This window comes from Maribacter arenosus (genome assembly GCF_014610845.1).
Lineage (GTDB): Bacteria > Bacteroidota > Bacteroidia > Flavobacteriales > Flavobacteriaceae > Maribacter_A > Maribacter_A arenosus.
In genome coordinates this window covers 451,271-476,636 of record NZ_JABTCG010000001.1, presented here as the reverse complement: position 1 = coordinate 476,636, position 25,366 = coordinate 451,271, and the positions used below count along the sequence as shown (strand labels likewise).

General features: G+C 39.0%; 26 protein-coding genes. 7 read left to right on the top strand and 19 right to left on the bottom strand.

The window, feature by feature from the left end; genetic code table 11:
• Positions 1-8 precede the first annotated feature (8 nt).
• From HPE63_RS02165 to HPE63_RS02150, 4 genes are read right to left on the bottom strand one after another with little or no spacing between them, the layout of a single operon-like run.
• Complete coding sequence (locus HPE63_RS02165; protein WP_394355012.1) at positions 9-1,385, bottom strand: glycosyltransferase family 2 protein; 1,377 nt, start codon at positions 1,383-1,385, stop codon at positions 9-11.
• Between the two features lie 46 nt (positions 1,386-1,431).
• The gene (locus HPE63_RS02160; protein ID WP_188312581.1) at positions 1,432-4,167 is read right to left on the bottom strand and encodes a HEAT repeat domain-containing protein; all 2,736 of its coding nucleotides are present in this window, start codon (positions 4,165-4,167) and stop codon (positions 1,432-1,434) included.
• Between the two features lies 1 nt (position 4,168).
• Positions 4,169-4,540, bottom strand: a complete 372-nt coding sequence (locus HPE63_RS02155) for a response regulator transcription factor (protein ID WP_188312580.1) — start codon at positions 4,538-4,540, stop codon at positions 4,169-4,171.
• Between the two features lie 6 nt (positions 4,541-4,546).
• Positions 4,547-6,343: an ATP-binding protein gene (locus HPE63_RS02150; protein ID WP_188312579.1), complete on the bottom strand. Its 1,797-nt coding sequence runs from the start codon at positions 6,341-6,343 to the stop codon at positions 4,547-4,549.
• Between the two features lie 196 nt (positions 6,344-6,539).
• Here HPE63_RS02150 and HPE63_RS02145 point away from each other — a divergent pair, with 196 nt between their 5' ends.
• Both HPE63_RS02145 and HPE63_RS02140 read left to right on the top strand, forming a co-directional pair.
• Positions 6,540-7,829, top strand: coding sequence for a dipeptidase (locus HPE63_RS02145; RefSeq protein WP_188312578.1), 1,290 nt, complete (start codon positions 6,540-6,542; stop codon positions 7,827-7,829).
• 256 nt (positions 7,830-8,085) lie between these two features.
• On the top strand, positions 8,086-8,499 hold the full coding sequence (locus HPE63_RS02140; protein WP_188312577.1) for a glyoxalase: 414 nt from the start codon (positions 8,086-8,088) through the stop codon (positions 8,497-8,499).
• Here HPE63_RS02140 and HPE63_RS02135 read toward each other — a convergent pair.
• The gene (locus HPE63_RS02135) at positions 8,485-9,165 is read right to left on the bottom strand and encodes a DUF2461 domain-containing protein (RefSeq protein WP_188312576.1); all 681 of its coding nucleotides are present in this window, start codon (positions 9,163-9,165) and stop codon (positions 8,485-8,487) included. The genes HPE63_RS02140 and HPE63_RS02135 overlap by 15 nt on opposite strands.
• A gap of 93 nt (positions 9,166-9,258) precedes the next feature.
• Between HPE63_RS02135 and epsC the strand changes: the two genes are divergently transcribed.
• Positions 9,259-10,050 carry a serine O-acetyltransferase EpsC gene (epsC, locus tag HPE63_RS02130; RefSeq protein WP_188312575.1) on the top strand — a complete coding sequence of 264 codons (792 nt, stop codon included), beginning with the start codon at positions 9,259-9,261 and terminating at the stop codon, positions 10,048-10,050.
• Positions 10,043-10,927, top strand: coding sequence for a cysteine synthase CysM (cysM, locus tag HPE63_RS02125; RefSeq protein WP_188312574.1), 885 nt, complete (start codon positions 10,043-10,045; stop codon positions 10,925-10,927). Before epsC ends, cysM begins: the two co-directional genes overlap by 8 nt.
• Positions 10,928-10,947: 20 nt before the next feature.
• Here cysM and corA read toward each other — a convergent pair whose 3' ends face one another.
• Together corA and HPE63_RS02115 are read right to left on the bottom strand one after the other, a co-directional pair.
• Positions 10,948-12,027 carry a magnesium/cobalt transporter CorA gene (gene corA / locus HPE63_RS02120; protein ID WP_188312573.1) on the bottom strand — a complete coding sequence of 360 codons (1,080 nt, stop codon included), beginning with the start codon at positions 12,025-12,027 and terminating at the stop codon, positions 10,948-10,950.
• Between the two features lie 47 nt (positions 12,028-12,074).
• Entirely contained in the window at positions 12,075-12,857 is a 783-nt protein-coding gene (locus tag HPE63_RS02115; RefSeq protein WP_188312572.1) for a tRNA pseudouridine synthase A, read from the bottom strand.
• Between the two features lie 88 nt (positions 12,858-12,945).
• Between HPE63_RS02115 and HPE63_RS02110 the strand changes: the two genes are divergently transcribed.
• The 3 genes from HPE63_RS02110 (at position 12,946) to HPE63_RS18625 (ending at position 14,457) form a co-directional block, all read left to right on the top strand.
• The gene (locus HPE63_RS02110) at positions 12,946-13,386 is read left to right on the top strand and encodes a hypothetical protein (protein ID WP_188312571.1); all 441 of its coding nucleotides are present in this window, start codon (positions 12,946-12,948) and stop codon (positions 13,384-13,386) included.
• 169 nt (positions 13,387-13,555) lie between these two features.
• The gene (locus HPE63_RS02105; protein ID WP_188312570.1) at positions 13,556-14,038 is read left to right on the top strand and encodes a hypothetical protein; all 483 of its coding nucleotides are present in this window, start codon (positions 13,556-13,558) and stop codon (positions 14,036-14,038) included.
• A gap of 308 nt (positions 14,039-14,346) precedes the next feature.
• A complete protein-coding gene (locus tag HPE63_RS18625; protein WP_223198025.1) occupies positions 14,347-14,457 on the top strand; it encodes an ATP-binding protein in 111 nt (36 codons plus the stop codon).
• 32 nt (positions 14,458-14,489) lie between these two features.
• On the opposite strand, the gene HPE63_RS02095 is transcribed toward HPE63_RS18625, so the two are convergent.
• The 12 genes from HPE63_RS02095 to hisG all read right to left on the bottom strand — a co-directional run bounded on the left by HPE63_RS02095 (position 14,490) and on the right by hisG (position 25,332).
• Positions 14,490-15,959 (bottom strand): AAA family ATPase, encoded by a 1,470-nt coding sequence (locus HPE63_RS02095; protein ID WP_188312569.1) that lies wholly within the window; start codon positions 15,957-15,959, stop codon positions 14,490-14,492.
• A 47-nt stretch (positions 15,960-16,006) separates the two neighbouring features.
• The gene (locus HPE63_RS02090; protein WP_188312568.1) at positions 16,007-17,155 is read right to left on the bottom strand and encodes a vWA domain-containing protein; all 1,149 of its coding nucleotides are present in this window, start codon (positions 17,153-17,155) and stop codon (positions 16,007-16,009) included.
• Between the two features lie 88 nt (positions 17,156-17,243).
• On the bottom strand, positions 17,244-17,843 hold the full coding sequence (hisIE, locus tag HPE63_RS02085) for a bifunctional phosphoribosyl-AMP cyclohydrolase/phosphoribosyl-ATP diphosphatase HisIE (protein ID WP_188312567.1): 600 nt from the start codon (positions 17,841-17,843) through the stop codon (positions 17,244-17,246).
• Positions 17,844-17,894: 51 nt separating this feature from the next.
• Positions 17,895-18,650, bottom strand: a complete 756-nt coding sequence (gene hisF / locus HPE63_RS02080) for an imidazole glycerol phosphate synthase subunit HisF (protein ID WP_188312566.1) — start codon at positions 18,648-18,650, stop codon at positions 17,895-17,897.
• Between the two features lies 1 nt (position 18,651).
• Positions 18,652-19,164 carry a DinB family protein gene (locus HPE63_RS02075; protein ID WP_188312565.1) on the bottom strand — a complete coding sequence of 171 codons (513 nt, stop codon included), beginning with the start codon at positions 19,162-19,164 and terminating at the stop codon, positions 18,652-18,654.
• Positions 19,165-19,166: 2 nt separating this feature from the next.
• On the bottom strand, positions 19,167-19,892 hold the full coding sequence (gene hisA / locus HPE63_RS02070) for a 1-(5-phosphoribosyl)-5-[(5-phosphoribosylamino)methylideneamino]imidazole-4-carboxamide isomerase (RefSeq protein WP_188312564.1): 726 nt from the start codon (positions 19,890-19,892) through the stop codon (positions 19,167-19,169).
• A 60-nt stretch (positions 19,893-19,952) separates the two neighbouring features.
• A complete protein-coding gene (locus tag HPE63_RS02065) occupies positions 19,953-20,303 on the bottom strand; it encodes a four helix bundle protein (RefSeq protein WP_188312563.1) in 351 nt (116 codons plus the stop codon).
• Between the two features lie 32 nt (positions 20,304-20,335).
• Positions 20,336-20,920, bottom strand: coding sequence for an imidazole glycerol phosphate synthase subunit HisH (gene hisH / locus HPE63_RS02060; protein ID WP_188312562.1), 585 nt, complete (start codon positions 20,918-20,920; stop codon positions 20,336-20,338).
• Entirely contained in the window at positions 20,917-22,050 is a 1,134-nt protein-coding gene (gene hisB, locus HPE63_RS02055; protein ID WP_188312561.1) for a bifunctional histidinol-phosphatase/imidazoleglycerol-phosphate dehydratase HisB, read from the bottom strand. Before hisB ends, hisH begins: the two co-directional genes overlap by 4 nt.
• A 1-nt stretch (position 22,051) precedes the next feature.
• Complete coding sequence (gene hisC, locus HPE63_RS02050) at positions 22,052-23,101, bottom strand: histidinol-phosphate transaminase (protein WP_188312560.1); 1,050 nt, start codon at positions 23,099-23,101, stop codon at positions 22,052-22,054.
• Positions 23,102-23,142: 41 nt separating this feature from the next.
• Positions 23,143-24,432 carry a histidinol dehydrogenase gene (gene hisD / locus HPE63_RS02045; protein WP_188312559.1) on the bottom strand — a complete coding sequence of 430 codons (1,290 nt, stop codon included), beginning with the start codon at positions 24,430-24,432 and terminating at the stop codon, positions 23,143-23,145.
• Positions 24,433-24,474: 42 nt separating this feature from the next.
• The gene (hisG, locus tag HPE63_RS02040; protein ID WP_188312558.1) at positions 24,475-25,332 is read right to left on the bottom strand and encodes an ATP phosphoribosyltransferase; all 858 of its coding nucleotides are present in this window, start codon (positions 25,330-25,332) and stop codon (positions 24,475-24,477) included.
• Positions 25,333-25,366 lie beyond the last annotated feature (34 nt).

The following is a 25,366-nucleotide window of genomic DNA, read 5'->3' as shown; positions in this document are numbered from 1 at the left end:
TTTTACTTCTATGTTGCTTTCACAAACCCTTTCCGTGCCTGGAATCCCCAGCCGGACTTTATATTGAATAGTTTTTTATAATTGCCCCTTACCGCAGCCCATACCACAACGGGATGAAAAATAAAGGGCTCAAGAATAGCACAACTCATAAGGATCAATATATCCTTGGTCTTTTTGTATTCATTATAAGAGTACACATCCCATAAAATGGCGTAAAAAGAGAACATGATCGAGAATACATAGACGGTAGCGGTTATGGCTATGAAAAAATCCCAGTTCAAAATGCCTAAATACCAAAATAGGATAACCGTAAGAAAACCGAAGAATTCCAATAATGGAGCCAGCCACTCATAAAAAAACCAATAGGGATAACTTAATAGTCCCAGTCTACCGAACTTGGAGTTAAAGAACATGTCCTTATGCTTAAAAAGGGTCTCTAGATTGCCCCTAGCCCATCGATCCCGTTGATTGATCAATATTTTTGGGTCCTCGGGTACCTCGGTCCAGCACAACGGATCGGGCATATATTCTATAGTATAGGGTTTTCTTTGTTCATGCATGTGCCTACGCATTTTGAAGACAATCTCCATGTCCTCCCCTACCGTATTGGTATCATAACCCCCAACTTCCAAAGCAATTTGGCGGTCAAAAAACCCGAAGGCACCAGAAATGATCAGAAGGCTATCGATACGTCCCCAAGCCATTCTCCCTAAGATAAACGATCTTGTATATTCCAAAACCTGAAATCTCGCCCACCAATTTTTAGGCAAGCGAATTTCTTCCAACTGTCCGCCCGAAATTACACATGAGTTGGCGATTCGGATTACGCCCCCTACGGCTATGACCTGTTTTTCCGATCTTTGATAGAACGATTTGACGACATGTAACAAGGCGTCGGGCATTAAAAGGCAATCTACATCGATACATCCCACATATTGATTCGTGGAAAGTGCAATTCCGGTATTCAAAGCATCGGATTTTCCTCCATTCTCCTTATCGATAACCGTAAGCTTCGAAAACGCCTTGCGTCGGGATTTATAAATGCCCCTAACGGGCTTGCTCTTCCAGTTTGGGTCTAGTTCATATTCTACCTGAATCAGATCATAGGCTTTGATCATTTTTTCCAAAGTATCGTCCTTACTTCCATCGTTGACAACCATCACTTCGTAGTTGACATAGCGTAATGACATAAGGGAGCGAATATTTTCCACAATGGTTAGTCCCTCATTATAGGCCGGTGCGATAATCGTTATACTTGGTGATAAGGGAGAAGCCATGATTTTGGAAAGATCACCAAAACTGTTCTTGTTTCTATAATGTATCGAATTACGGGTCGATAAATACCCCATAATCGTAAACATGGTGAATAAGATAATCGTAAACATTAGGAAAACAATGTTTATGTATTCTAAAATCATATTGAATACGCCGCTATCCATGTATTTTATCTATAATTTTTGTGGGTATTGATAATAATTGTTTAAATAAGGAATTATAATCCTTCCCTTGGTCGGTCTTACTATTGGGGGCATCGGTTATAAAGGTCTCAGAAGGATCAAAGGACAGGTTTTCCCGAAATAACCTACTATCCAATGCTTCAAGCACCTTTATGGCTTTTTCCCGAAGGTCTTTATCTGGATCGTTGGTAAGCGCTTTTAAGAAACCCAATTCCTTTTCATCACCTACTGCGACTACTTCATCCATTAAAATCAGTTTTGCCTCGATATCACAGGTCCTGAATAGATCTTCAAAAACACTGAATGGTTTAAATTCTTCGTTTATTGATGCTATGGTGTCCTTGGAAAAGGTCTTAGGTTCCCGAGTCTTGAATTGCTGCATTATTTGCTCAATTCTATTTCTTATAACGACCTGGTTCGATTTTGAACGCAATTCCTTCAATAAGGGTATTTCTCGTTGATCGCCAAGTTCCTCTATATCATCCAACAAACGCATGGTGATCATGGTTTCCCCATCATAGAATTTTGGTTTGGGAAGACTAGAAAGAATGTCCAAGGTTTCTTGGCTAATAGATTTTGTATCCTCGCTAATGTTATCCTCAACATCCTCAAAGGAAGCAAACCGCAAGACCGGTGAAAATGGCATGTCGTTTTCTTCAATTGGCCATTCAATGGAATCTTCCCCTGTTTCTTTTGGTTTCATGTCGGCAGTTATATCTGTTTTTACCTCGTTAAGGGCCTCTTCTGTATTAGGTGCAGTACTATCCGTGAATTCATTTATAGGCATTGCATCTTCGCTCTCTACCTCTTCACTTTCTGTAACGAAAGGTAAAAAGTCAAAAAACGGAGTGTCTCCTCCGTTTAATTCTGAATCCATAGTCAAGTCACTGGTTTCAGGGATATTCTTCCTTTCATTTGCTTGCTGAATACTGGGTTCATTCTGCTCCATGTCTAAAATCTCTTTCTCTTCCCCTATGGTCTCGTTTTCCACAACTAAGGGCAAAAACGCAAATTCAATAGGGTCAAATTCATCGTTGATTTCTATTTCTTCTTTTACCTCAATAGGTAAAGGGTGGTCCATAGAAGTTGGGGGTGAATGTTCATATGCCTCATACATGGCATTTATGGTACTATCCTGTTCTTCTTCTTCGATGTTCAAGGACGCATCTTTTTCTTCATTGACCGAATCCTGAGTTTCATCGGCATTGACCACGATGGGTAAAAACCCGAAGTTTAAGGTGGGGGTTGTTTCATTTATATCCGCGGCCTCTATTTGATCCGCTTCATCAACTTCGAATAATTCATCATTTTCTTCGACAGACACTTCATGCGGTAATTCTTCATTCTGGTTGGTTTCCTTAGCGAAATCAATAGCGCTTGGAAGTTCCGATTCTTCGATAGGTTCCTCTTCCGCAGTTACTTGGTCTCTTTGTAACGCCTGTTCATCCAAGTCAAAAGAAGTGTCCATTTCTTCTGATAGTATGGTTTTTCCTTTTTCCTCTATTTTGTCCACTGGTTTCAATTCCTCATCATTGTCCAGTTCCTCGATAACGTCCTCGACTTCCTGCTCTATTTGATGTTCCTTATCCTCCAAATCTTTAATAACGATATCTTTAGGTGTCTGATTTCCTTTTAGTTGTACGATACCCCGTGTAGGGATTACGCTTTCGGGTGCAATTGCATTGATACTACTTAAGGCCTTGCTCCGAACAGAAAAATTGGATACCTTTTTATCTATAGATCGTAAAAAATTCAAATCGCTCGGAGTTCCCAACTCGGCGATAGCATCAAGAATCGCAATCTTTATATCCACAGAACTCTTCCAAAAAACTATTTTTAAAGTAGGTAAGGCCTCTTGTACGTGAAATTCCTTAATACAACTTATGGCTTCTTTTTTGATTTGGTCGTTACGATGTTTTACCAATTCCGTGATGGAGGCAAACGCATCATTTTGATTATAATATTTGATCAATCTAAGGGCAAATAGAACAACATGTTTATTACTGGAAATTAACCAAGCCTTGAACCTCGGAGGCTGAAAGTCGTCCTGATTTCGGATTACATCCAATAGCTTAAGCTGTTGCCACTCGGATATTCTATATTCAGTAGTATCGAGAAAGTAGTTCAGCCCTTCTGTGTTAAGTGTAATTATCGCTATTTCGGCTTGCTTGCGTATAGTTCCTCTTTTATCATTGATGAATCTTTTAATAAATCCATAGGATTCGGCCACTTGCATTTGGGCGAGTTCATAAATTCCTTTTGAAACGATCTGCCAACGCCAGCTTTTTAGTTTATTGAATGCATCCTTATGCAGACCTAGGTCCTGGTATAAACCAAACAGACGTTTTTGTGTTTCCCCAGAAACGTCTTTTCTTAGGTCTAATAGTATTTCGGTCAACACCTTTCTATGAAGTCGATCTTTGATCAACTCACGAATTTCGATCTTGAGATTAACATAATTACTTTTTTCATCTTTTGGGGCATCCGATTCGAAAAAGAGAAACTCACTGATCATGGGCGAGAATTGCTTTTTCTTTTCCTTGACCTTTTTTCGTTTTGAGGAAATTTTATTTCTAAAGAAGAAAACTGAAGCAAAGTACACAACGGTTAAGCCCACAAACAATATTGAAAAATCCCATAACAGATCTTCATGAATCGTCGGGGAACTTATCAGGAAAAAGTTTTTATATGTCGACAGTTTTTTTTGCAAACTAGGTTTTCTTCAATTCTCTTGCCACACGAACCAATAGTTCTGTTGGGCTAACGGGTTTAGAAATGAAATCATTAGCCCCCATTTCAAAGGCATTCAAAACATTTTCCTCATTACCCGCAGACGATATGATGATTATTGGGACTTTTGAGTTCAATTCTTTCCGCACAAAGCCGATCAGTTCCATTCCTGAAAAATAGGGCATCATGATATCACTGACGATGATGTCCGGTACACGAATGGATAAAGCTTTTTTCATTTCCTTTCCATCACGGCAATGGGTTACATTATAACCTCCTTTTTCCAGACGGTAGTTCAACAAGGAAGCCAGTAATTCATCGTCTTCAGCCAGCAAAAGTGTTTTCTTCTCCATTATGTCTTACTTCTTTTTTCCTATGGTCTCCAATTCTTTATCAATAGTGATCTCAACCAATTCGTACTCTTTTATAAAAGACTTGTTCAGGTTTTCCAATTCCTTGGCATTGGAAGTTGTGTTCGTTTTGGCCAGGGCTTGTATTCTCTGAACAATATCCAAAAGGGCATTTGCTTCTACCAATTTCACACCGGCTTTAATCTTATGTGCTGCAAAGGCCAAATTTTCCCAATCGGCATTTTTCATATGCACGCTATAGGCCCCTACGAATTCCAGGACATTTTGCTTGAATAAGCGTACCAACTCTGTTAAGAAGCCATAATCCCCCATGCATTCTTCTTGCATAGTAGATAAACTTGCCTTGGGTGTTGATCTATCGGTAGTCTGCATGGTCTTGTTTTTAGGTAGGACATTAGGTTTTGAAATGACATCATTTGTACCCAGATTAACAATTTTCAACAATAGTTCTTCCGGGTTAAAGGGTTTAAGAATAAAATCATTTAGGCCAATTGCTTTCCCATTTTCCTTTTCACTAATGGTAATATCTGCGGTAATCGCTATCACAGGGATACGATTAATGTTTTTGTTTGAATGGTTCCTTATTTTTTTCGTGATGGTATACCCATCCATACCGGGCATTCTTAAATCCATCAATACCAGATCAACCTTGTTTTCCGCTATATAATCAAGACCTTTTTGTCCATTATCAGTTATAAACACCTTGCTTCCCCAATTTTTTAAACGTTGTTCGATTACCCGTTGATTCATGGTATTATCTTCAAAAACCACGATACTCATACCCTTTACCTTTTGCGCGGCATTAGTTAAAGCCTCGGTATCGACGAACCTTTGGACAACATTGCTTTTATCTCCTTTTTCGTAAGGTATTTCGAAATCGAACGTAGTTCCCTTGCCTAGTTCGCTAGACACGGTAATGTTTCCGCCTAAGAGTTCAATGATCTGTTTTACAATGTTTAATCCTAAGCCGCTACCGCCGTATTTGGCATAGGTATCCTCACCTACTTGCTTAAAAGAATCGAAAATATCCCCTAACTGTTCTTGGGCAATACCGATTCCGGTATCTGAAACTTTAAAGGCAAGGGTCAAATTCTTGTTGCGTTGACTTTTTTGTGTAATGGAAAGTTTTATTTCCCCTTTTTCAACAAATTTTATTGAATTTCCCAATAGGTTGAGAAGTACTTGGGACAGTTTGCTTGGATCTCCTCTTAGTACATTTGGGATTCCCGGTTCAACTTCCAAAAGTAGCGCCACATCTTTTTTTGTAATCAGCGTTTTACATAGATACTCGACATTATCAAGAACGCTCTGAAAATTAAAGTCTATATGCTCGGTCACTTCAAGTCCCTCTGACAATTTGGCGTATTCAAGGAGTTCATTAACGATTTCCATCAGAGCGTCAGAGGCGTTGTGAATCGCTTCGACCTTCTGAAGTTGATTTTCGGTCAGGTGATCTTCCTTCAGAAGATCACTAAATCCAATAATCCCATTCAATGGGGTTCTGATCTCATGGCTTACCCTGGCTATAAGTTTGGTCGCATTTGGAACGGCTTTTTGTTTTGATATCTTCTTTTGTACAAGTACCCTGTTCCCATCATTGGAATTCAGGGCTTTGTGGTCCCTCTTTGGAGATGGGTTAAAGAGCTTTTCCTCTATGCAGCTTTTAAAAGATTCAAAAGTCCTTTTTAGTTCAGCACCCTCACATGAATTCAATTCCTCAAAGGAATATGCTTTCAATTCGGATTCTAAAAATGATATGTGCGAAAGTATTCTAGTAGCTTTCAATGAATTGGTCGATTTGGGTTGATACTGTTGTTCAATACTTGGCTTCTCTGTGTTTTGCAGGCAACAAGGGATTGGACTTTCTATTTTATAATCTTCTAAAACTCGCCATTACTGGCATCTTGTACAACAAATTGTTATCGAATGGGCCTATTGTGTTGTCAAATTGCTTTATTTGTAGGTATAAAAAATTTTCGGCATGAAATATCCATTTATCCTATGCGGTCTTTTTACCCTCTTTTCTTGCGGTAATGACCAGAAAAAAACAGGGATGGGAGCGGAAAGAGAGGTTCGCGAAATCCATGAAAAAATCATTACGATAGACACCCATGCCGATATTAATGTTGCGAATTTCACCCCATCGATCAACTATACCCAAAGACTTAAAACCCAGGTAAATATTCCCAAGATGGAGGAAGGTGGTTTAGATGTCGCTTGGCTTATCGTTTATACGGGTCAAGATTCATTGAACGCCATTGGTTATGATAAAGCAAAAGCAAATGCCATGGCCAAGTTTAATGCAATTCATAGGCTTTGCGAAGAAATCGCTCCTGACAAGATCGAACTTGCCTTAACCTCAGACGATGTTCGCCGCATCAATGCAGCTGGCAAAAAAGTGGCCATGATCGGGGTCGAGAATGCCTATCCCCTTGGTGAGGACCTGTCCAATTTTGAAAAATACCATGAAATGGGCGCAAGATATATTTCTTTATCGCATAATGGCCATAGTCAATTTTGCGATTCGAACACTGGGGAAGCCGACAATATATGGTTACATAATGGTTTAAGTAAGTTGGGTCAAGAAGCTGTAAAAGAGATGAATAGATTGGGTATTATGATAGATGTTTCCCATCCATCCAAAGAATCCATGATACAAATGGTCGAATTGTCCAAAGCCCCTATAATCGCTTCGCATTCTTCGGCAAGGGCACTTTGTGACCACAGTCGTAATTTAGACGATGAGCAATTGCAGCTTTTGAAGGAGAATGGTGGGGTCGTTCAAACCGTTGCATTTCGATCCTATCTCAATACAGATAAACATGAAGAACGAACGGCCTATTTGAAGCGATTATATGCACATATTGCCGATTCTTTAGGCATAGATTGGTATGATCGGTCCCAAGTACAAAGTTTAGACGCAGTACAAAAAGAGACTTATTACAAGAATTACCGAAAAGTAAAGGGTATTGGGAGCGAATTGATCAAAACCAAAAAAAACGTCCCAGAAGATGTCAGTGTCATCGATCTTGTAGATCATATTGATTATATGGTGAACTTAATAGGAATAGATCATGTAGGTATAAGTTCGGATTTTGATGGTGGCGGAGGCATAAAAGGCTGGGAAGATGCATCGGAAACCATGAATGTAACAGCTGAGTTGGTTAAAAGGGGGTACTCAGAGGAAGCCATTGAAAAATTATGGGGAGGCAACTTATTAAGAGTGCTAGATGAAGTACAGGCAGTGGCTAAAAAGATTACAAAAAGCTGAAACCCGCTTATCTCTGAAAGGTTTGAAACCGCAAAAATGGATTTTCTGAAGTTGAAGAAGAAATTCAAAGCTAAGGAAGGAATCGATATAATGACCTTTGAGGGATTTTTAGACAGTACTTAGAATTTTATAGTGTAAAAAAAAGGTATAGGTCGAACCACCAATGGCCTTTTCTGTTCATAACCTCGTTAAAAACTATAAATGATGCCTTTAAAGAAAATGGTTTAAACAACTACCTTTAATAAAACTTCGTATCATGAGCGATAGATCACACGGTCTTCTGCAAATTCGTCCAGAAATTTTATCGGCCAAAGTAAATCCATCAATGAGTTTTGAGGAGCAATTTCAAAATAAAACGTTACGCCCAATAATAAAATTACAAAACGAATTATTGCTGGCTGTCTTTCAAAATTATATTACCAAGCATAAAAACCGATACTATGAATTAAGCCTAGAAAATCGGCTAGCTTATATCGAAAATGCAATTCAAAAAGATATAAAATTCAGAAACTCCCTCAAGGGTATCATCATTGGGCAACTTACGGTTGAAGAATACGAAACCTACATTAAAAACTCATCTGCCTTGAACAAACGTATGATGCACATGGTCATCGACCGACTAAAAAACCAAATGCAGGTTTTTGAGGTTCCGGCACTAGTCCAATATTGATTCCCCGTTTAGATTCGTAGTAAGTATATCGCTCATTAAATCAAAATAAGGTCGAATGGCCTTAAACGAGTCATCTACGATTTGGGAAAAATCTTTAGAAACCACTTCATTATCTGAAAATTTTCGAACAAAAATAAATTGCTTCTTTTTGATAAGATCAATATTCGGATGTTCTCTATTGAATCCCTTCGGGGCAGTTTTTACCTCATCGCCTTCAAGATTACCCCAAATTTTCTTAAAAGATGTTTGGTTTATTACCTTTTTGAATTCCGTGGCATCCAATTCCAACTCTTTTCGAATACGTAACAAATCCTCTTTATTAGGTTCCCAAAACCCTGTTGCAATAAAACTGTTCCCTGGTTGAAGATGAATATAATACCCTCCACGTAATCTTGCGCCTGCCCTACTGTATGATCCCGCCAAATGGGTTTTATAGGGCGATTTATTCTTGGAAAAACGAACATCCCTATAAATTCGGAACATCTTCATTTTCTCGATATCATCATGTTGTTTCATTTTTTCCATTACCACGGAAAAAAAATGCTTTACACCTGCTTCTTGCTCCTTAAATCGATCTTTATGTTCAGCAAACCACTCCCTGGTATTGTTCTGCTCCAATTCTTTTAAAAAAGAAAACACTTCTTTGGTAATTACTGCGTTTTGCATACGACTCATCTATGGTTTATTAAGCTAAAGTTAACCAAATGGATTAAACTGCTTTTAAAATAATGATTAATTTAGATTTTGAAATTTAACCAAATGGACCAAAAAGCGATCATCGAAAAAATAAAACAACACAAAAAACAGCCGAACCTAAGGTTTGCCTTAAAGGAAAGGGTGGAATTATTCACGAACCAGCTCTTTTATACCCTTTTTGATATAGACACCCCTGTGGATGAGAATCTAGAGGCCTTGAAAGTAGATTTTGAAGTTTTGGCCAAATTGGCCTGTTGGGAATGCGAAAAACCCTGTAATAAAATCTGGAATGGGTATTTGGAATCCTTGCCAGGCGTACTTGAAAGTCTTAACCTCGATGCCGAGGCCATTGTCGAATGCGACCCAGCTTCCATGTCGATTGAAGAGGTTTATTTGGCCTATCCCGGATTCTATGCCATTGCCATTTATAGGTTGTCCCATGAACTGCATAAGGCAGGGTTTCCCTTGGTACCCAGACTTATGACAGAATATGCCCACAGTAAGACCGGTGTTGACATTAACCCTGGAGCCAAAATAGGAAAATCGTTCTTCATAGACCATGCCACCGGTGTTGTCATTGGGGAATCGGCAGTAATAAAGGACAATGTAAAGATTTATCAGGGAGTTACGCTTGGGGCTTTGTACGTTGCCAAGGATTTAAAACAGACCAAAAGACACCCGACCATTGAGGATAATGTTACCATTTATGCCAATGCGACTATCCTTGGGGGTGAAACCGTTATAGGAGCCAATAGTATTATTGGGGGTAATGCTTGGGTAACGGAATCGGTACCTCCCAATTCAAAGGTTTTTCATTCGCCTGAAATAAAAATAAAAACAGAGATAAATGGCTAAAACAATACTCGATATTATCGGGAACACTCCTTTAATTGAATCCAAAACACTTAACACAAACCCCAATGTTACACTTCTTTTTAAGATGGAGGGTCATAATCCTGGAGGAAGTGTAAAGGATCGAGCGGCCTTGAATATGATTCGAGAAGGAATGGAGAAAGGCTCCATTACAAAAAAATCGAAACTCATAGAAGCCACTAGTGGAAATACGGGTATAGCCTTAGCTATGATAGCGGGAATCTATGGACTAGATATTGAATTGGTCATGCCAGAGAATTCTACCAAAGAACGGGTCCAGACCATGCGTGCTTATGGGGCCCAAGTCACCCTGACCCCATCAGATATAGGGATTGAAGGTGCTAGGGATTATGCCGAAGCCAAAGTCAAGAAGGAAGGTTATCTGATGCTGAACCAATTTGCCAATGAGGATAATTGGAAGGCCCATTATAAAACCACAGGGCCTGAAATATGGCGCGATACCCATGGGGAAATCACCCATTTCGTTTCGGCCATGGGAACTACAGGGACTATCATGGGCACTTCTACATTCCTAAAAGAACAGAATAAGAAGATCCAGATTGTTGGGGTACAACCGACAGACGATTCGAGTATCCCAGGAATTCGTAAATGGCCAGTAGAGTACCTGCCAAAAATCTTCGATCCAAAAAAAGTAGACCAAGTTATTGAAGTGAGTACCGAAGAGGCCATGCAAATGGCCAAAAGACTCGCCAAGGAAGAGGGTGTTTTTTCGGGTATGAGCAGTGGAGGAGCCACCGTTGCCGCTTTGAAATTAGCCGCATCATTAGAAAAGGGAACCATTGTCTCCATTATCTGTGATCGGGGTGACCGGTATCTTTCCTCAAATTTGTTCGATTAATTTAAAAACGAACCTTTTGCTTAAAGCCAATGCTTCTTTTTAAAATAAATTAACATAATGATAAAGAGAGTAATCATGATGCCCCAAACCAAATAATAACCATGTTCCCAGTGCAACTCGGGCATATGGTCGAAGTTCATACCATAAATTCCGGCAATAAAGGTTAAAGGGATAAAAATGGAAGCCATAATGGTCAAAACTTTCATTACCTCATTCATTTTGTTGCTCATGTTACTCATGTACATCTCCATTAAACTCATCGCCATTTCGCGATATATTTGTAAGCTCTCATTAATTTCGTACGAATGATCGAGCGCATCCCGTAAAAAAAGCTTGGTATCCTTGCTGATAAGAGCACTTTCCGAATCGATCAATCTACCGACTAGCTCTTTTACTGGATAAATCCATTGTCTTATTTTGAGTACTTCCTTTTTCAGGAGTTGAATTCTATGAGCGACTTCTTGATTGGGGTTTTCATAGACCTCCTCTTCGAGAACCTCTATCTTATGGCTCACATTTTCCAAAACAACAAAATAATTATCAATGATCGAATCCAACAGGGCAAAGAATAGATAATCGGAATCCCTTGTCCTTATCCTACCTGATTTAGCACTTATCCTTTCCCGTACCCCATTAAAAACATCATCATCGAGCTCTTGAAAAACCAATACGCAATTCTTCATGAGCACCATTGCCACATGTTCGCTGACCAACTCGCTATTTTCATTGACATATAGCATTTTGAACGCACCAAAAATATAATCTTCATATTCGTCGATTTTCGGGCGTTGTTGGGTGTTTACGATATCTTCAAGTATTAAGGGATTAAGACCGAAATGGGAACCCACTTTTTCAATAAACGACACATCGCTTAATCCTACGATATTGACCCACGACGTTGTCGGCGTGTCCTTATGGGCTGCTATCTGCTCTATATCACCAGGATAGTGTACTTTATTAAAGCTATCGGTATATTCAATGATGGTAACCTTTGTTTCAGTTGCATCCCGGTGCCCCATATATGTAATGGTACCAGGGGCTTTACCTACTTTTTTATGTCTTTTGAATTGTCGTTTCGTAACAATTTTCTTTTTGGCCATATTGGGATATTTATATAAATATACTAAAAGTAATAAAAGACTAGGGCTTAACTAAATTCGATACGATTCAATAAAAGCCCAGAACCTGGGGCGACACTGGTCAGTTGTAAAGTATCTGGTGCTGATAATGATTTTTTAATATCGATCAAGGACAAATGCCCTTTTCCCAGTTGTATCAATGCCCCCATGATCATTCGTATTTGGTAGCGCATAAAACCCTTACCGACAACCTTTAGTGCATAAGAACTATCAGGGAAAAAATTGGCGTTTAGAATAGTGTTTTCCTTTATATAACAACTTTCAATGTTTCGGGGTTCATTGGCATTTTTTTGGGATTTTACCGTATAGGCACTAAAATCATGTGCTCCTTCGAACAATTTTGCAGCGTCTTTCATCACCTCGATATCAAGTTCATCTAAAATATTGGCCAAAAAAGGTGCGCAGAACGGATGGTTTTTACTTCCGAAAGAAAAAAGATAAATATACTCCTTTACTCCTACATCCTTAATGATATTAAAAGAGGCATCAACTTCTCGAATAGAAATCGCTTTTATATCCGGTGGTAGGTTCTTGTTCAATTTGACAAGGAATGCGTCAAGCCCTTCTATGGGGTTGTCTAAAAACAATTCAAAAGCACTATCCAATGCTGAAACTTTGGCATCGGTTCGCCCGGCCCCTAAAATTTTAAAACCAGTACCTGGCAAAGTAAATTTCAAGGTTTTGGATATCATTCCCTCGATAGTCTTCTGATGCGGTTGTTTTTGCCAGCCACTGTACCTAAATCCCAAATACTGAAGATTAATAACATAATAAAATCGTTGTTCGTTCATCAGTGCTAATTTGAAATAAAAATACGTCTTAAATCAATTTCCGATAAATTTTGTACTTTAATTTAGTATAACAACTAAACATGTAATTATGACAAACGATGGTAAAGTAAAAGTACCCGTGTGGTACTGGATTGTCAGTGTAGTGGCACTGCTCTGGAATTTGATGGGGGCCATGGCCTATTTATCGCAGGCGTATATGTCCGATGAAGTTAAAGCGGCATTACCTGCCGAACGAATGGAATTGATGGAAAACATGCCGGCATGGGCCACCGCAGCTTTTGCGTTCGCCGTTTGGGGTGGTGTATTGGGGTGCTTAGGTTTGCTTTTACGTAAGAAATGGGCCAAACCCGTTTTAGTGGTCTCCCTTATTGGTATTTTGATCCAAATGGGATATTCTTTCTTTATGACCAATGCTGTCGAAGTATATGGCACAGTAGAGGGGGTTGTGATGCCAATAATAGTGATAGTAATTGGTATCGGTTTAGTATTATTTTCAAAATCGGCCCTGAATAAAGGCTGGTTATCTTGATAATTGAAAATAAAACAAGAAGTGTGGTACGATAATAACCTTGTTTTACCACACTTTTTTTATGCTTGTCAACATTATATGCCGTTCATCGATTTTAATTAAACATTCATTATTCCCGGACGTTTTAATTTTGAAATAAGGTTCCCCAAAGCCTCGAAATTATATTGGTATGAAATTTATATTACGACTGTTTACATGGAAAAGCACGCTTATGTTTTCATTAATCGTCTTGGTATTATTGAACGTATTCAGTTTTTATGGACTTTTTACCAATAAATTCTATTTCTTTAAATTCGACAATTATATATTTCCAATCTTGACCCTCGTACATTTCACCTTCTTGTACGCTATGTGGTTTAAAATCAAGGAAGATGAAATCGCTGATCCTCAAATGAGAAACCTGGAATATGCCCTTTATGTCATCTTTTTGATTTACGTCTATCGATTGTTCAACACGGTTTCCATATTATTTAGTTATTCCAATTTCGAAAGTCATGTTATTCCTGCCACATTTCTACCTTTAGGGATACTGATTTTATTTTTATATATAATGCTACTGTTACTTACCTTGATTACATTTAAGCATCGGAAAGATAAAATAGGTTCTTATAATTTCAATAAGCTTGATGATGGGATAGACTCTTGGGAATAACTTAAAATATTCAGATTACTTAAAAAGCCCTTGACTCATTTCGATGTTTCAAGGGTTTTTTTATAAAATCAGTTAGGTGGATTTTAATTCGTTTCGACAGCAAGGTACACCAAATTATACCCTCCCCTGACATCGGGATTCCTGGCAACCCCTTCCTCGGAATGTATGGGTCGCTTTCCAAATTGAACATCATTAAATTACATTACACGTCTGATAAGTTGTTTTCATCTGTAGCATCCGTATTCGGTCCTGATTGAAAGGGAGCCTGATCTACGCCCATACCTGTTTCCCATGACCTTAGAACGGCATTGGCCATTGTCAAGAAAATAATGGATTTGCATGGGACGACTATTACCGTGATGAGCAAGCCAAAAGAAGGTACTTCCTTTATTTTTAATCTACCCGCCTATCAAGTGTGATGATTTTTACTAGGAATTGAACATCCCTTTTTTTAAAGGCCACTGATAAAACTACCATAGAGATCTTTAAATTGAAAACCTTCTGAAAATCGATGTTTACTCAATTTTTTATGGGCCACTAAGCCCCAAAGAAGCAACTCTTTGAAAAAATAGCCATCGGTTTTTGAAATTTCCGGAAGATGCTCCTTAATTAGTTTATTCAAAGGTGGAATACGATCCAGTGCTCTCCTATATTCTGCATCCGTGTAGTCATCCAAAAGCTCAAAACCTTCACTTTCAAAAAACCAGGAAATCAATTCATCATATGGGCCTTGGGCATCTTTGCGTTCCAGTTTTTCGATTTTAGGAAAGTATTCAGGAAATATAGATTTTACAGCTTCATCGATCAGTATACCGGCAATTGCATCCGCCCCCTCCTGCTCACCTTCATAAACCAATTCAATCTTCCCGGTAATCGAAGGGATTACCCCAAGGAAATCGCTTAGTCTTACTGTTGTTTTGTCCGCCCCAGAAATTAATGCCCTACGCTCCGCAGTGCTCATTAGGTTTTCAAATGCCGTGATACTGGTTCGTGCACTTACTCCACTTTTCGTGTCTACATACTCACTATTACGGGCCTCAAAACTGATCTGTTCCAATATATCCTTTGCGATTTCAGGAACATAAACGGCCTCTACTTGGATTTTATCCAAACGGGATTCCTGCTCCGTTATCTTCCTAGCCGTTGGGATATCATCAGGGTAATGGGTTAAAATTTGTGATCCTATTCTATCCTTTAACGGAGTTACTATACTACCGCGATTGGTATAATCCTCTGGGTTTGCCGTAAATACAAACTGTAAATCGAGGGGTAACCTAAGCTTGAATCCCCTAATTTGAATATCGCCCTCTTCAAGAATATTAAAAAGTGAGACTTGTATTCTTGACTGAAGGTCTGGCAATTCATTAATAACAAAAATGCAGCGATTGGCACGTGGGATCATTCCAAAATGAATTACCCGATCATCCGCATAGGAAAGTTTTAGGTTCGCGGCTTTTATAGGATCTACATCGCCGATCAAGTCCGCCACGGTAACATCGGGCGTGGCCAGTTTTTCATAAAATCGTTCGTTACGATGGAGCCATGCGATTGGCGTATCATCACCTTTTTCCTTGATTAATTCCCGCGCGTATCTCGATATGGGATTCATGGGGTCATCATTTATCTCGGAACCTTCTACTATAGGTATCCATTCATCCAACAAGTTCACCATTAAACGGGCCAATCTTGTTTTGGCCTGACCCCGTAACCCCAATAAATTGATATTATGACGCGATAGAATGGCGCGTTCCAATTCCGGTACCACGGAATTCTCATAACCCCAAACGCCTAAAAAGGATTCTTCCCCTTTTATAATTTTTCCGCGCAGGTTGTTACGGAGTTCGTCCTTGATGCCTTGGGACCTATAGCCCGCTTTTTTAAGTGAACCAAGGGTTGTGATTTTTTCTTTTTTCAAGTTCATATATTTTTTTCAAATTCCTATTTTCACAGGAATAACGCGTTACTGTTCTATCCTTTTAATCTTTTTCTCCTATTGGCTTCATAATCCTCAAAGATCATTTCACCCAAATCGCTCAATCCTGTAAAAAATGCCTTGCCCTTATTCGCCTCGGTAAAATATCGTATAAATTGTCTTAAATAAGGGTCTTGTGCAATCATGAATGTGGTTATGGGAATATGAAGCTTTCTTGCCTGACTTGCCATATTGTAACATTTTTCTACAATATAATCATCAAGACCTACACTGTTTTTATAGTAGGTACCATCCGGTAAACGCAGACAACTGGGTTTACCATCGGTAATCATGAAAATCTGTTTGTTGGTATTTCGCTTTCTCCGGAGCATATCCATGGCCAATTGCAGTCCAGCAACCGTATTTGTGTGGTATGGCCCCACTTTTAAATAAGGAAGATCCTTAATTGGAATCGGCCAAGCATCGTTACCGAACACTAATATATCCAACGTATCTTTGGGATAGCGCGTGGTAATCAACTCGGCCAAGGCCATTGCCACTTTTTTAGCAGGGGTGATACGATCTTCGCCATACAAAATCATACTATGGCTAATATCGATCATCAACACCGTGCTCATTTGGGCCTTGAAATGGGTGTCTTCTACGACCAAATCATCCTCGGTCAATGAAAAGTCGCCCACACCATTATTTATTTGGGCATTTTTCAAGCTTTCGGTCATAGAAATATGCTCTAATCCGTCGCCATATCGGTATTCCCTGAAATCACCGGTATGTTCATCGCCCTGACCCGCTTTGTTCGTTCTATGGTTACCCGCCCCTTTGCGCTTTAATTTTCCGAAAATCTGATCAAGGGCGCGTCGTCGAATAATGCGTTCCATTTTGGCCGTAATGGATATAACTCCAGAACCGCCCTCTTCTCCGTCACCTTGCCCTCCTCCATCTTCAAATTCCTCCCGGATGTATCCCTTGGCTTTTAAATCTTCGATAAAATCGTCTATGGTATAGTTCTCATCGGTAAGTTCGTATTCTTTATCCAACTCGCGCAACCAATCGATGGCCTCATCGAAATCCCCAGAAGTATGGGTGATGAGCTCTTGGAAAATATCAAAGAGCTTTTCAAAAGGGGATTGTCCTGGTGCTTCGTAGGTAGTAAAACGAAACCCTTTTCTTAAATTCATAGCCATACTATAAAATTAAGGTATTTAAGAAGAAGGCAAATCGTTTTTAGAAAAACTTAACTTGCTAATCCCAACAAAATCTTTAGGATTACCGCTATTTATGTCTTCCTTTTAAAACTTCCACCACATCATTCAATAGATACTCTTTGGCTTGTAACAGAATTAAATAATGGAAAAGAAGATCTGCACTTTCATTTAAAAACAGTTCATCATTATAATCCTTGGCCTCAATGACGACTTCTACCGCTTCCTCACCCACTTTTTGGGCCACTTTATTGATCCCACTTCTAAACAGCGAAGCTACGTAGCTTTTTGAGTTGTCCTGATTAACTTTCCTGTCAGAAATAACATCTTCAAGATGGGATAAAAACCCAAATCCTTGAGTATTCTCTTCATTCCAACAGGTGTCGGTTCCTTTATGACAGGTTGGTCCTGAAGGATGTACCGAAATCAAGAGCGTATCATTGTCACAGTCGTTTTTTATGTTTACAAGATCAAGGAAATTACCACTTTCCTCACCCTTTGTCCATAATCGTTGCTTGGTACGACTAAAGAATGTGACTTTTTTAGTTTCGATGGTCTTTTTATAGGCCTCTTCGTTCATATATCCCAACATTAAAACGTTCTTGGTATTTACATCTTGAATGATAGCGGGAATGAGTCCGTCGTTATTCTTATTGAAATTAATCTCCATAATTTATGTTTTAACCCAATGAATTTCAAGAATATCCATGCATATAGTTAACTATAATCTTACCGGGATTCCTTTTTTTCTGAGTTCCTTTTTTAATTCCTTTATTTCTATTTCCTTAAAATGAAAAACACTGGCAGCCAAGGCTGCATCGGCTTTTCCTTCGATGAAAGTATCCGCGAAATGCTGTATGTTCCCAGCGCCACCAGAAGCAATAATAGGAATATTTACTTCTGACGACAATTTTGCCAAGGCTTCATTGGCAAAACCATTTTTAGTGCCATCATGGTTCATGGAGGTAAACAGTATTTCACCCGCCCCACGTTCTTCCACCTCTTTGGCCCATTCAAAAAGTCTGATTTCCGTAGGCACCTTCCCTCCTACCAAATGAACGTTCCATTCCCCGTCGATTTCCTTGGCATCAATGGCTACAACGATGCATTGTGAACCGAATTTAGCTACCAGATCATTGATCAATTGAGGGTTCTTTACAGCAGAGGAATTGATGGAAACCTTGTCCGCACCATTATGAAGCAATATGTCTACATCTTCAACTGATGAAATACCTCCCCCTACTGTAAAAGGGATATTCACTTTTTCGGCAACATGGTATACCAACTCCGCCAGCGTCTTCCTTTTTTGTTCCGTAGCGGAAATATCTAAAAAAACGAGTTCGTCTGCGCCTTCCTTGCTATATATTTCCGCGAGCTCAACAGGATCACCAGCATCACGTAAATCAACGAAATTGATACCCTTTACAGTTCGGCCATCTTTGATATCCAAACAAGGAATTATTCTTTTTGCTAACACCCTAATCTGAATTTTTAACGTTAAGATCTTGGCCATCATAAAAGCCCAAATCCATATTCTTTACTTGTTTTACCCAAAAGGCAATTTGTCCGGTATGATAGGAATAATGCTCAACCGCGTGCAGAACGACACCAATTCCCGAAAAATAGAACCCTTGAACTTCGCGTTTTCTGACGAGTTGGTCTACCTTGGCATCATTGATGACTCTTTTGGCCGCTTCTACGGTATCAGCTAATTTTTGAAGCAACTCTTTCTTGGTATAGCCAGATTCAACGGTGAATTCAACATCGCGCTCCCGAATATCTTCTGTACCACCCAAAGAGGCAATTACATATTGGGTCATATTGCCACAAATATGCAAAATCAGATTACCGATACTGTTCAGTGATTCGTTGGGACGTTTCCAAATATCTTCATCGGAAAGATGTTTCAGCGAAATGAAATTCATCCGCATATTCTCATCTAGTCGGTATAGGGAATTTTGAACAAATTCTTCTCTAATTTTTTCTTCCATAATCACACGGATAATATATAATCTTCCAACTGTTTTAAGCGAATCCTATTTTCATAAATGGCCTTACCGATAATAGTACCTTCGCAGCCCATTTCTGCCAGTTTGGGTAGTTCATCAAAGGTAGAGATACCGCCTGAGGCGATCAATTTTAAATTAGGGGCCTTGTTCAATATTCTATGGTATAGCTCAAAAGAAGGCCCTTCTAACATTCCATCCTTGCTGATATCGGTGCAAATGACATATGCAATTCCATTTTTTTGATACCCCTGGATAAAAGGCACCAAATCTTCTTTCGACTCCTCCAACCAACCGGAAACCGCGACTTTTTCATCCTTGGCGTCTGCACCTAAAATTATTTTGTCGGCCCCGTATTGTTTTAGCCATCCTAAAAATACTTCTTTGTTCTTAACAGCAATACTACCTCCTGTAACTTGTTTGGCCCCACTTTCAAAAGCTATCCTCAAATCTTCATCTTGCTTTAATCCACCTCCAAAATCAATGTTTAGTTTGGTTTGGACGGCTATTTGCTCCAACACCTTATGATTAACAATATGCTTTGATTTTGCACCATCCAAATCCACTAAATGTAAATATTTGATACCATGGGCCTCAAATTCCTTGGCAACTTCCAAAGGGCTTTCATTATAGATCTTTTTTGTGGCATAATCGCCTTTTGAAAGTCGAACACATTTCCCTTCTATAATATCTATTGCCGGTATGATACGCATATTAATATGTTAATAGTATTGAGTAAGGAGTATTAAGTCCATACACACAATACAAAGTGATTATTTAATGCTCTTTTGAAGTGAAAAATTCATCTTTTTTATTTCACTACACATTTGCATTATTTCATTGACCGTGTCCTTGTTTGCAAAGTTTAATCGTTCTACAAGCAGTAATTGTGTTTCAAGTTCAGCTGTAGAACCATTTGCAACACTTAAAAAATGTTTGAACTCATTTTTGGAATTTCTACTTGCCCCCTCCGCAATATTTGAAGGTATTGAAACGCTACATCTTTTGATTTGTGATATTAATCCAAATTTTTCATCATCGGGTATTTCATTCGCCAGGTGGTATACCTTTTCAACCAATTCCATTCCCTTTTCCCAAACCTTTAAGCTTTTATAGTCATTCATTAACTGAAAATTTTCCCTGTACTGTATACTTATTACTTGATACTTAAAAAATTCATTAGAATTTTTTCTCCTACCAAACTGCTTTTTTCCGGATGAAACTGCACCCCATAGAAATTATCTTTGGCCAATGCTGCGCTATAGGGTAGTTCATATTCTGAGGTTGCAATGGTTTCTTTACTTAATGGGGCGTAAAAACTATGCACCAAATAGATGTGATCTTTTTCGGTTACCCCTTTGAATAAGCCCGTTTTTAGATTTGTGATTTCATTCCAACCTATTTGGGGTACCTTAACTTTATTGCTGAATTTCACCACATCAACATCAAATATACCCAGTCCTGTGGTATTCCCTTCTTCAGAGGAGTGGCACATCAACTGCATGCCCAAACAAATACCCAAAACCGGTTGGGTTAGTTGCGGAATCAAAGTGTCCAATCTACTTTTTCTAAGCATTCTCATAGCACTACTGGCCTCGCCAACTCCAGGGAATATTATCTTATCCGCCGTTTTTATTTCAGCCTCATCTTGGCTCAAAACCGCTTCATATCCCAATCTTTCGAAAGCGAATTTTATGCTTTGAATGTTGCCTGCCCCATAATTTATGATAACTATTTTCATAAAACCCCTTTCGTACTTGGTAAAACCATTTTTTCAACATCCCTCTTTACGGCCATTTTCATTGCCTTGGCAAAAGCTTTAAAAATAGCTTCGATCTTATGGTGCTCATTAGTGCCTTCGGCTTTTATGTTCAAATTGGCCTTGGCCCCATCTGTAAATGACTTGAAAAAGTGGTTGAACATTTCTGTTGGCATCTGTCCTATCATTTCGCGTTTGAATTCAGTTTCCCAAACCAGCCAGTTACGTCCACCAAAATCGATGGCAACTTGGGCCAAACAATCATCCATGGGAAGGCAAAAACCATAGCGTTCTATCCCTAACTTATTTCCTAATGCCTTTTGGAATACCTCACCCAATGCTATACCTGTATCCTCTATAGTATGATGCTCATCGACCTGTAAATCACCTTCCACCTTAATCTCCAAGTCCATTTGACCGTGCCTTGCCAATTGATCCAACATATGATCGAAAAATGGTAATCCGGTATCAATCTTTCCAATTCCGGTACCGTCAAGGTTTAATTTAATATAGATGTCTGTCTCATTGGTCTTTCTAGTAATCTCAGCCATCCGCTCATCTAGTTTCAGAAACTCATATATCTTTTCCCAATCGTTGTTCTCTAGGGCTATCACATCGTTTAACTCCTCCCTTTTCACCGATATTTCATCTGTTCCCAAATTGGTGTTATCATTAATGAAAATTCCTTTTGAACCAAGGTTTTTGGCCAGCTCCATATCGGTTAAACGATCACCAATTACAAAAGAATTTGCCAAATCGTATTCCTCCGAAAAATAAGCGGTTAATAAACCAGTGCCCGGCTTTCGGGTATTGGCATTCTCATGTGGAAATGTCCTGTCTAAAAAGATGTTGCTAAACACAACACCTTCATTCCCAAACGATTTAAGAATAAAGTTTTGTATAGGCCAAAAGGTTTCCTCAGGGAACGAAGGGGTGCCCAATCCGTCTTGATTGGTGATCATTACCAATTCATAATCCAATTCCTTGGCGATTTTGCCCAAAAAGGCAAAACTTTTGGGATAGAATTCCAACTTCTCAAAGGCGTCGATTTGTTCTTCGGCAGTTTCCTTAATGATAGTTCCGTCCCGGTCAATAAATAATACTTTTTTCATGCTAGGCTATTTCTTTTAGGGCATTGATCAATTTATCGTTTTCTTCCTTTGTCCCAATCGTAAATCGTAAGGTATTCTGGCATAACGGTTGGGTTGTCCTATTTCTGACTACGATTCCTTTTTCAACCAATTGATCATATCTTTTATTTGCATTGTCAACCTTTACAAGTACAAAGTTAGCTTCTGACGGATATACTTTTTTAATAAAGGCTATTTCATCCAATATTTTCAGTACTTCCCTTTTTTGTTTCAATATTTCGGTCACTTCTGAATTTAATACTTCCGTATTCAATACCTGTTGCATTGCCCTTTGTTGTGTTAACTCATTTACATTGTACGGAGGTTTTATTTTGTTCAAAATAGCAATAATCCCGCGAGAGGCAAAACACAGTCCCAATCGGATACCTGCCAAACCGTATGCCTTAGATAAGGTTTGGGTAATCACCAAATTCGGGAATTCATCCAATCTTTTCAACCATGTTACCTTGGATGAGAAATCTATGTAGGCTTCATCGATTACAACCAATCCTGTAAATTCATTTAAAAGTTCCAGAATCGCCCCTTCATCGAAGCTATTGCCTGTAGGGTTGTTCGGTGAGCAAATGAAAATAATCTTACAATAATCATCGACCTGGGTCAATATTCGTTCAACATCCAGTTGAAAATCATTGGTTAACAAGACTTCTCGATTTTCGATGTCATTGATATCAGCTAACACCTTATACATACCATAGGTGGGCGGCATGGTAATAATGTTGTCTTTTTTTGGTTCACAAAATCCCCGAAAGATCAAATCCAACACTTCATCGCTCCCGTTTCCCAGTAATATGTTGCTTACATCGACTCCTTTTTGCTCGGCCAAAACCATCTTTAGACTGCGTTGCTGAGGGTCAGGATAGCGATTCACCCCATTGTTAAACGGATTTTCATTAGCGTCTAAAAAAATCATTTGGGTTCCATCTGAAACATATTCATCCCTTGCCGAAGAATAGGGTCGCAAACCCTTTACGTTTTCACGAACTAAGCTTTCCAAGTTGAATTTATTCTTCATGTCTGATTTAAATTTGGTCCCGTTTATCGTTGACCTACAATCTAATTCTTTTTTAAACTTTCTAGTCTCAATGTTACCGCATTTTTATGGGCATGTAAGCCTTCCGCCTCTGCCATGATCTCAATGGTATTGCCAATTTCGATAATGCCTTCGGCAGATACTCTTTGAAATGTCATGCTTTTCATAAAACTATCGAGATTCACACCACTGTATTGTTTCGCATACCCATTGGTTGGAAGGGTATGGTTCGTCCCAGATGCATAGTCCCCTGCACTTTCAGGGGTATAATTGCCTATAAAAACAGAGCCGGCGTTCATGATTTGATCAAGGTATTTATCCTCGTTCTCAACACATAAAATGTAATGCTCCGGACCATATTGATTGATAAGGTCTATAGCCGTTTTGTCATCCTGGACGTAAATCAATTTACTATTGGCTATGGCCTTTTCCGCGATGGCCTTTCTGGGTAATACGGATAACTGTTTTTCAACCTCTTCTTCTACAGCTTGCATCATTGCTTTTGTTGTAGTGACCATAATAACCTGGCTATCGGTTCCGTGTTCGGCCTGACTGAGCAAATCGGAGGCAACGAAAGAAGCATCTGCACTCTTATCGGCCATGACCAAAAGTTCACTTGGCCCAGCTGGCATATCTATGGCTACGCCGTATTTGGTCGCTATTTGCTTTGCAACAGTTACATACTGATTGCCAGGACCGAATATTTTATAGACCTTCGGAATCGTATTTGAACCGAAGGTCATTCCTGCAATTGCCTGTATTCCCCCTACCTTGAATATTTGTGTAACACCGCACAAATGGGCCGTATACAATACTGCAGGATGTATTTTTCCTTCTACATTTGGCGGCGTACACAATATAATCTCTTTACAACCCGCGATAGTAGCTGGAATGGCCAACATTAAAATGGTCGAAAACAGAGGAGCCGTACCCCCCGGAATATAGAGTCCAACTTTCTGAATAGGCCTTTTTTCTTGCCAACACTTTACCCCTTTGACTGTCTCCACTTCAACTTTTGAAGTCTTTTGGGCTTTGTGGAATAATTCAATATTACTTTTTGCCTTTGAAATAGCACGTTTTAAATCGGTGTTTACCAAAGTAATGGCTTCATCAATTTCGTTTTGGTCTACTTTGAGGGTATCCAATGTAACCAAATCGAATTTTTTGGTGTATTCTTTTATAGCCCTATCACCAGATTTTCGAATCTCCTTAAAAATTTCGTTTACGATATCCTCTATATCGGAAACCGTTTGGGTGGGCCGTTTTAAAAGCGATTCCCAATCTTCTCTTTTAGGGTTAAATATTTTTTTCATTGTATTTATGTTGGATTCCTGCCTAAGAAAGAATGACAAATTTTAGAGTACCATTTTTTCTATTGGACAAACCAAGATGCCCTCTGCCCCAGCCTTCTTTAATTCATCTATCACTTCCCAGAATTTATCTTTATTGATTACGGTATGTACTGAGCTCCAACCTGCTTCAGCCAAAGGCAAAACCGTGGGACTTCTCATTCCCGGCAATAATTTTAAAACCGCATCCAGCTTATCATTGGGCGCGTTCAGCAACACATACTTTGATTGCCTTGCTTGTAATACCGATTGGATCCTGAACTGAAGTCTGCCCAGTAAGATTCTGCGCTCTTCTTTGATTTCTTTGGAAACCGCCAAAACCGCCTCACTTTTTAGCATGACTTCAACCTCTTTCAGATTGTTCTTGAATAGCGTACTACCGCTTGAGACAATATCACAGATTGCATCGGCCAACCCTATATTCGGGGCAATCTCGACTGAACCATTGATAATGTGCAGATCGGCATTAATCCCTTTTTCTTTCAAATAAGAGTTCACGGTATTAGGATAAGAGGTTGCAATTCGTTTGCCTTCAAAATCATTTACTGAATTATATTTTACAGATTTAGGGACTGCCAAGGAAACCCTACATTTAGAAAATCCCAACTTTTCAGCAATTTCTATATCGTGACCTTTTTCTATCAATACATTTTCACCAATAATGGCTATATCGACTACTCCATCCCTTAAATACTGTGGAATATCGCCATTTCGCAAATAAAACACCTCCATCGGGAAGTTTCTGGCAGAAGCCTTCAATTGGTCTTTTCCATTATCTATTGATATTCCACAATTCTTTAATATCTCTAAAGATTCTTCATTTAACCTTCCTGCTTTCTGTATGGCTATTCTAAGTTTTGTCATGTCTGTTTTATTTTATGAATTCAACACCTTGTAC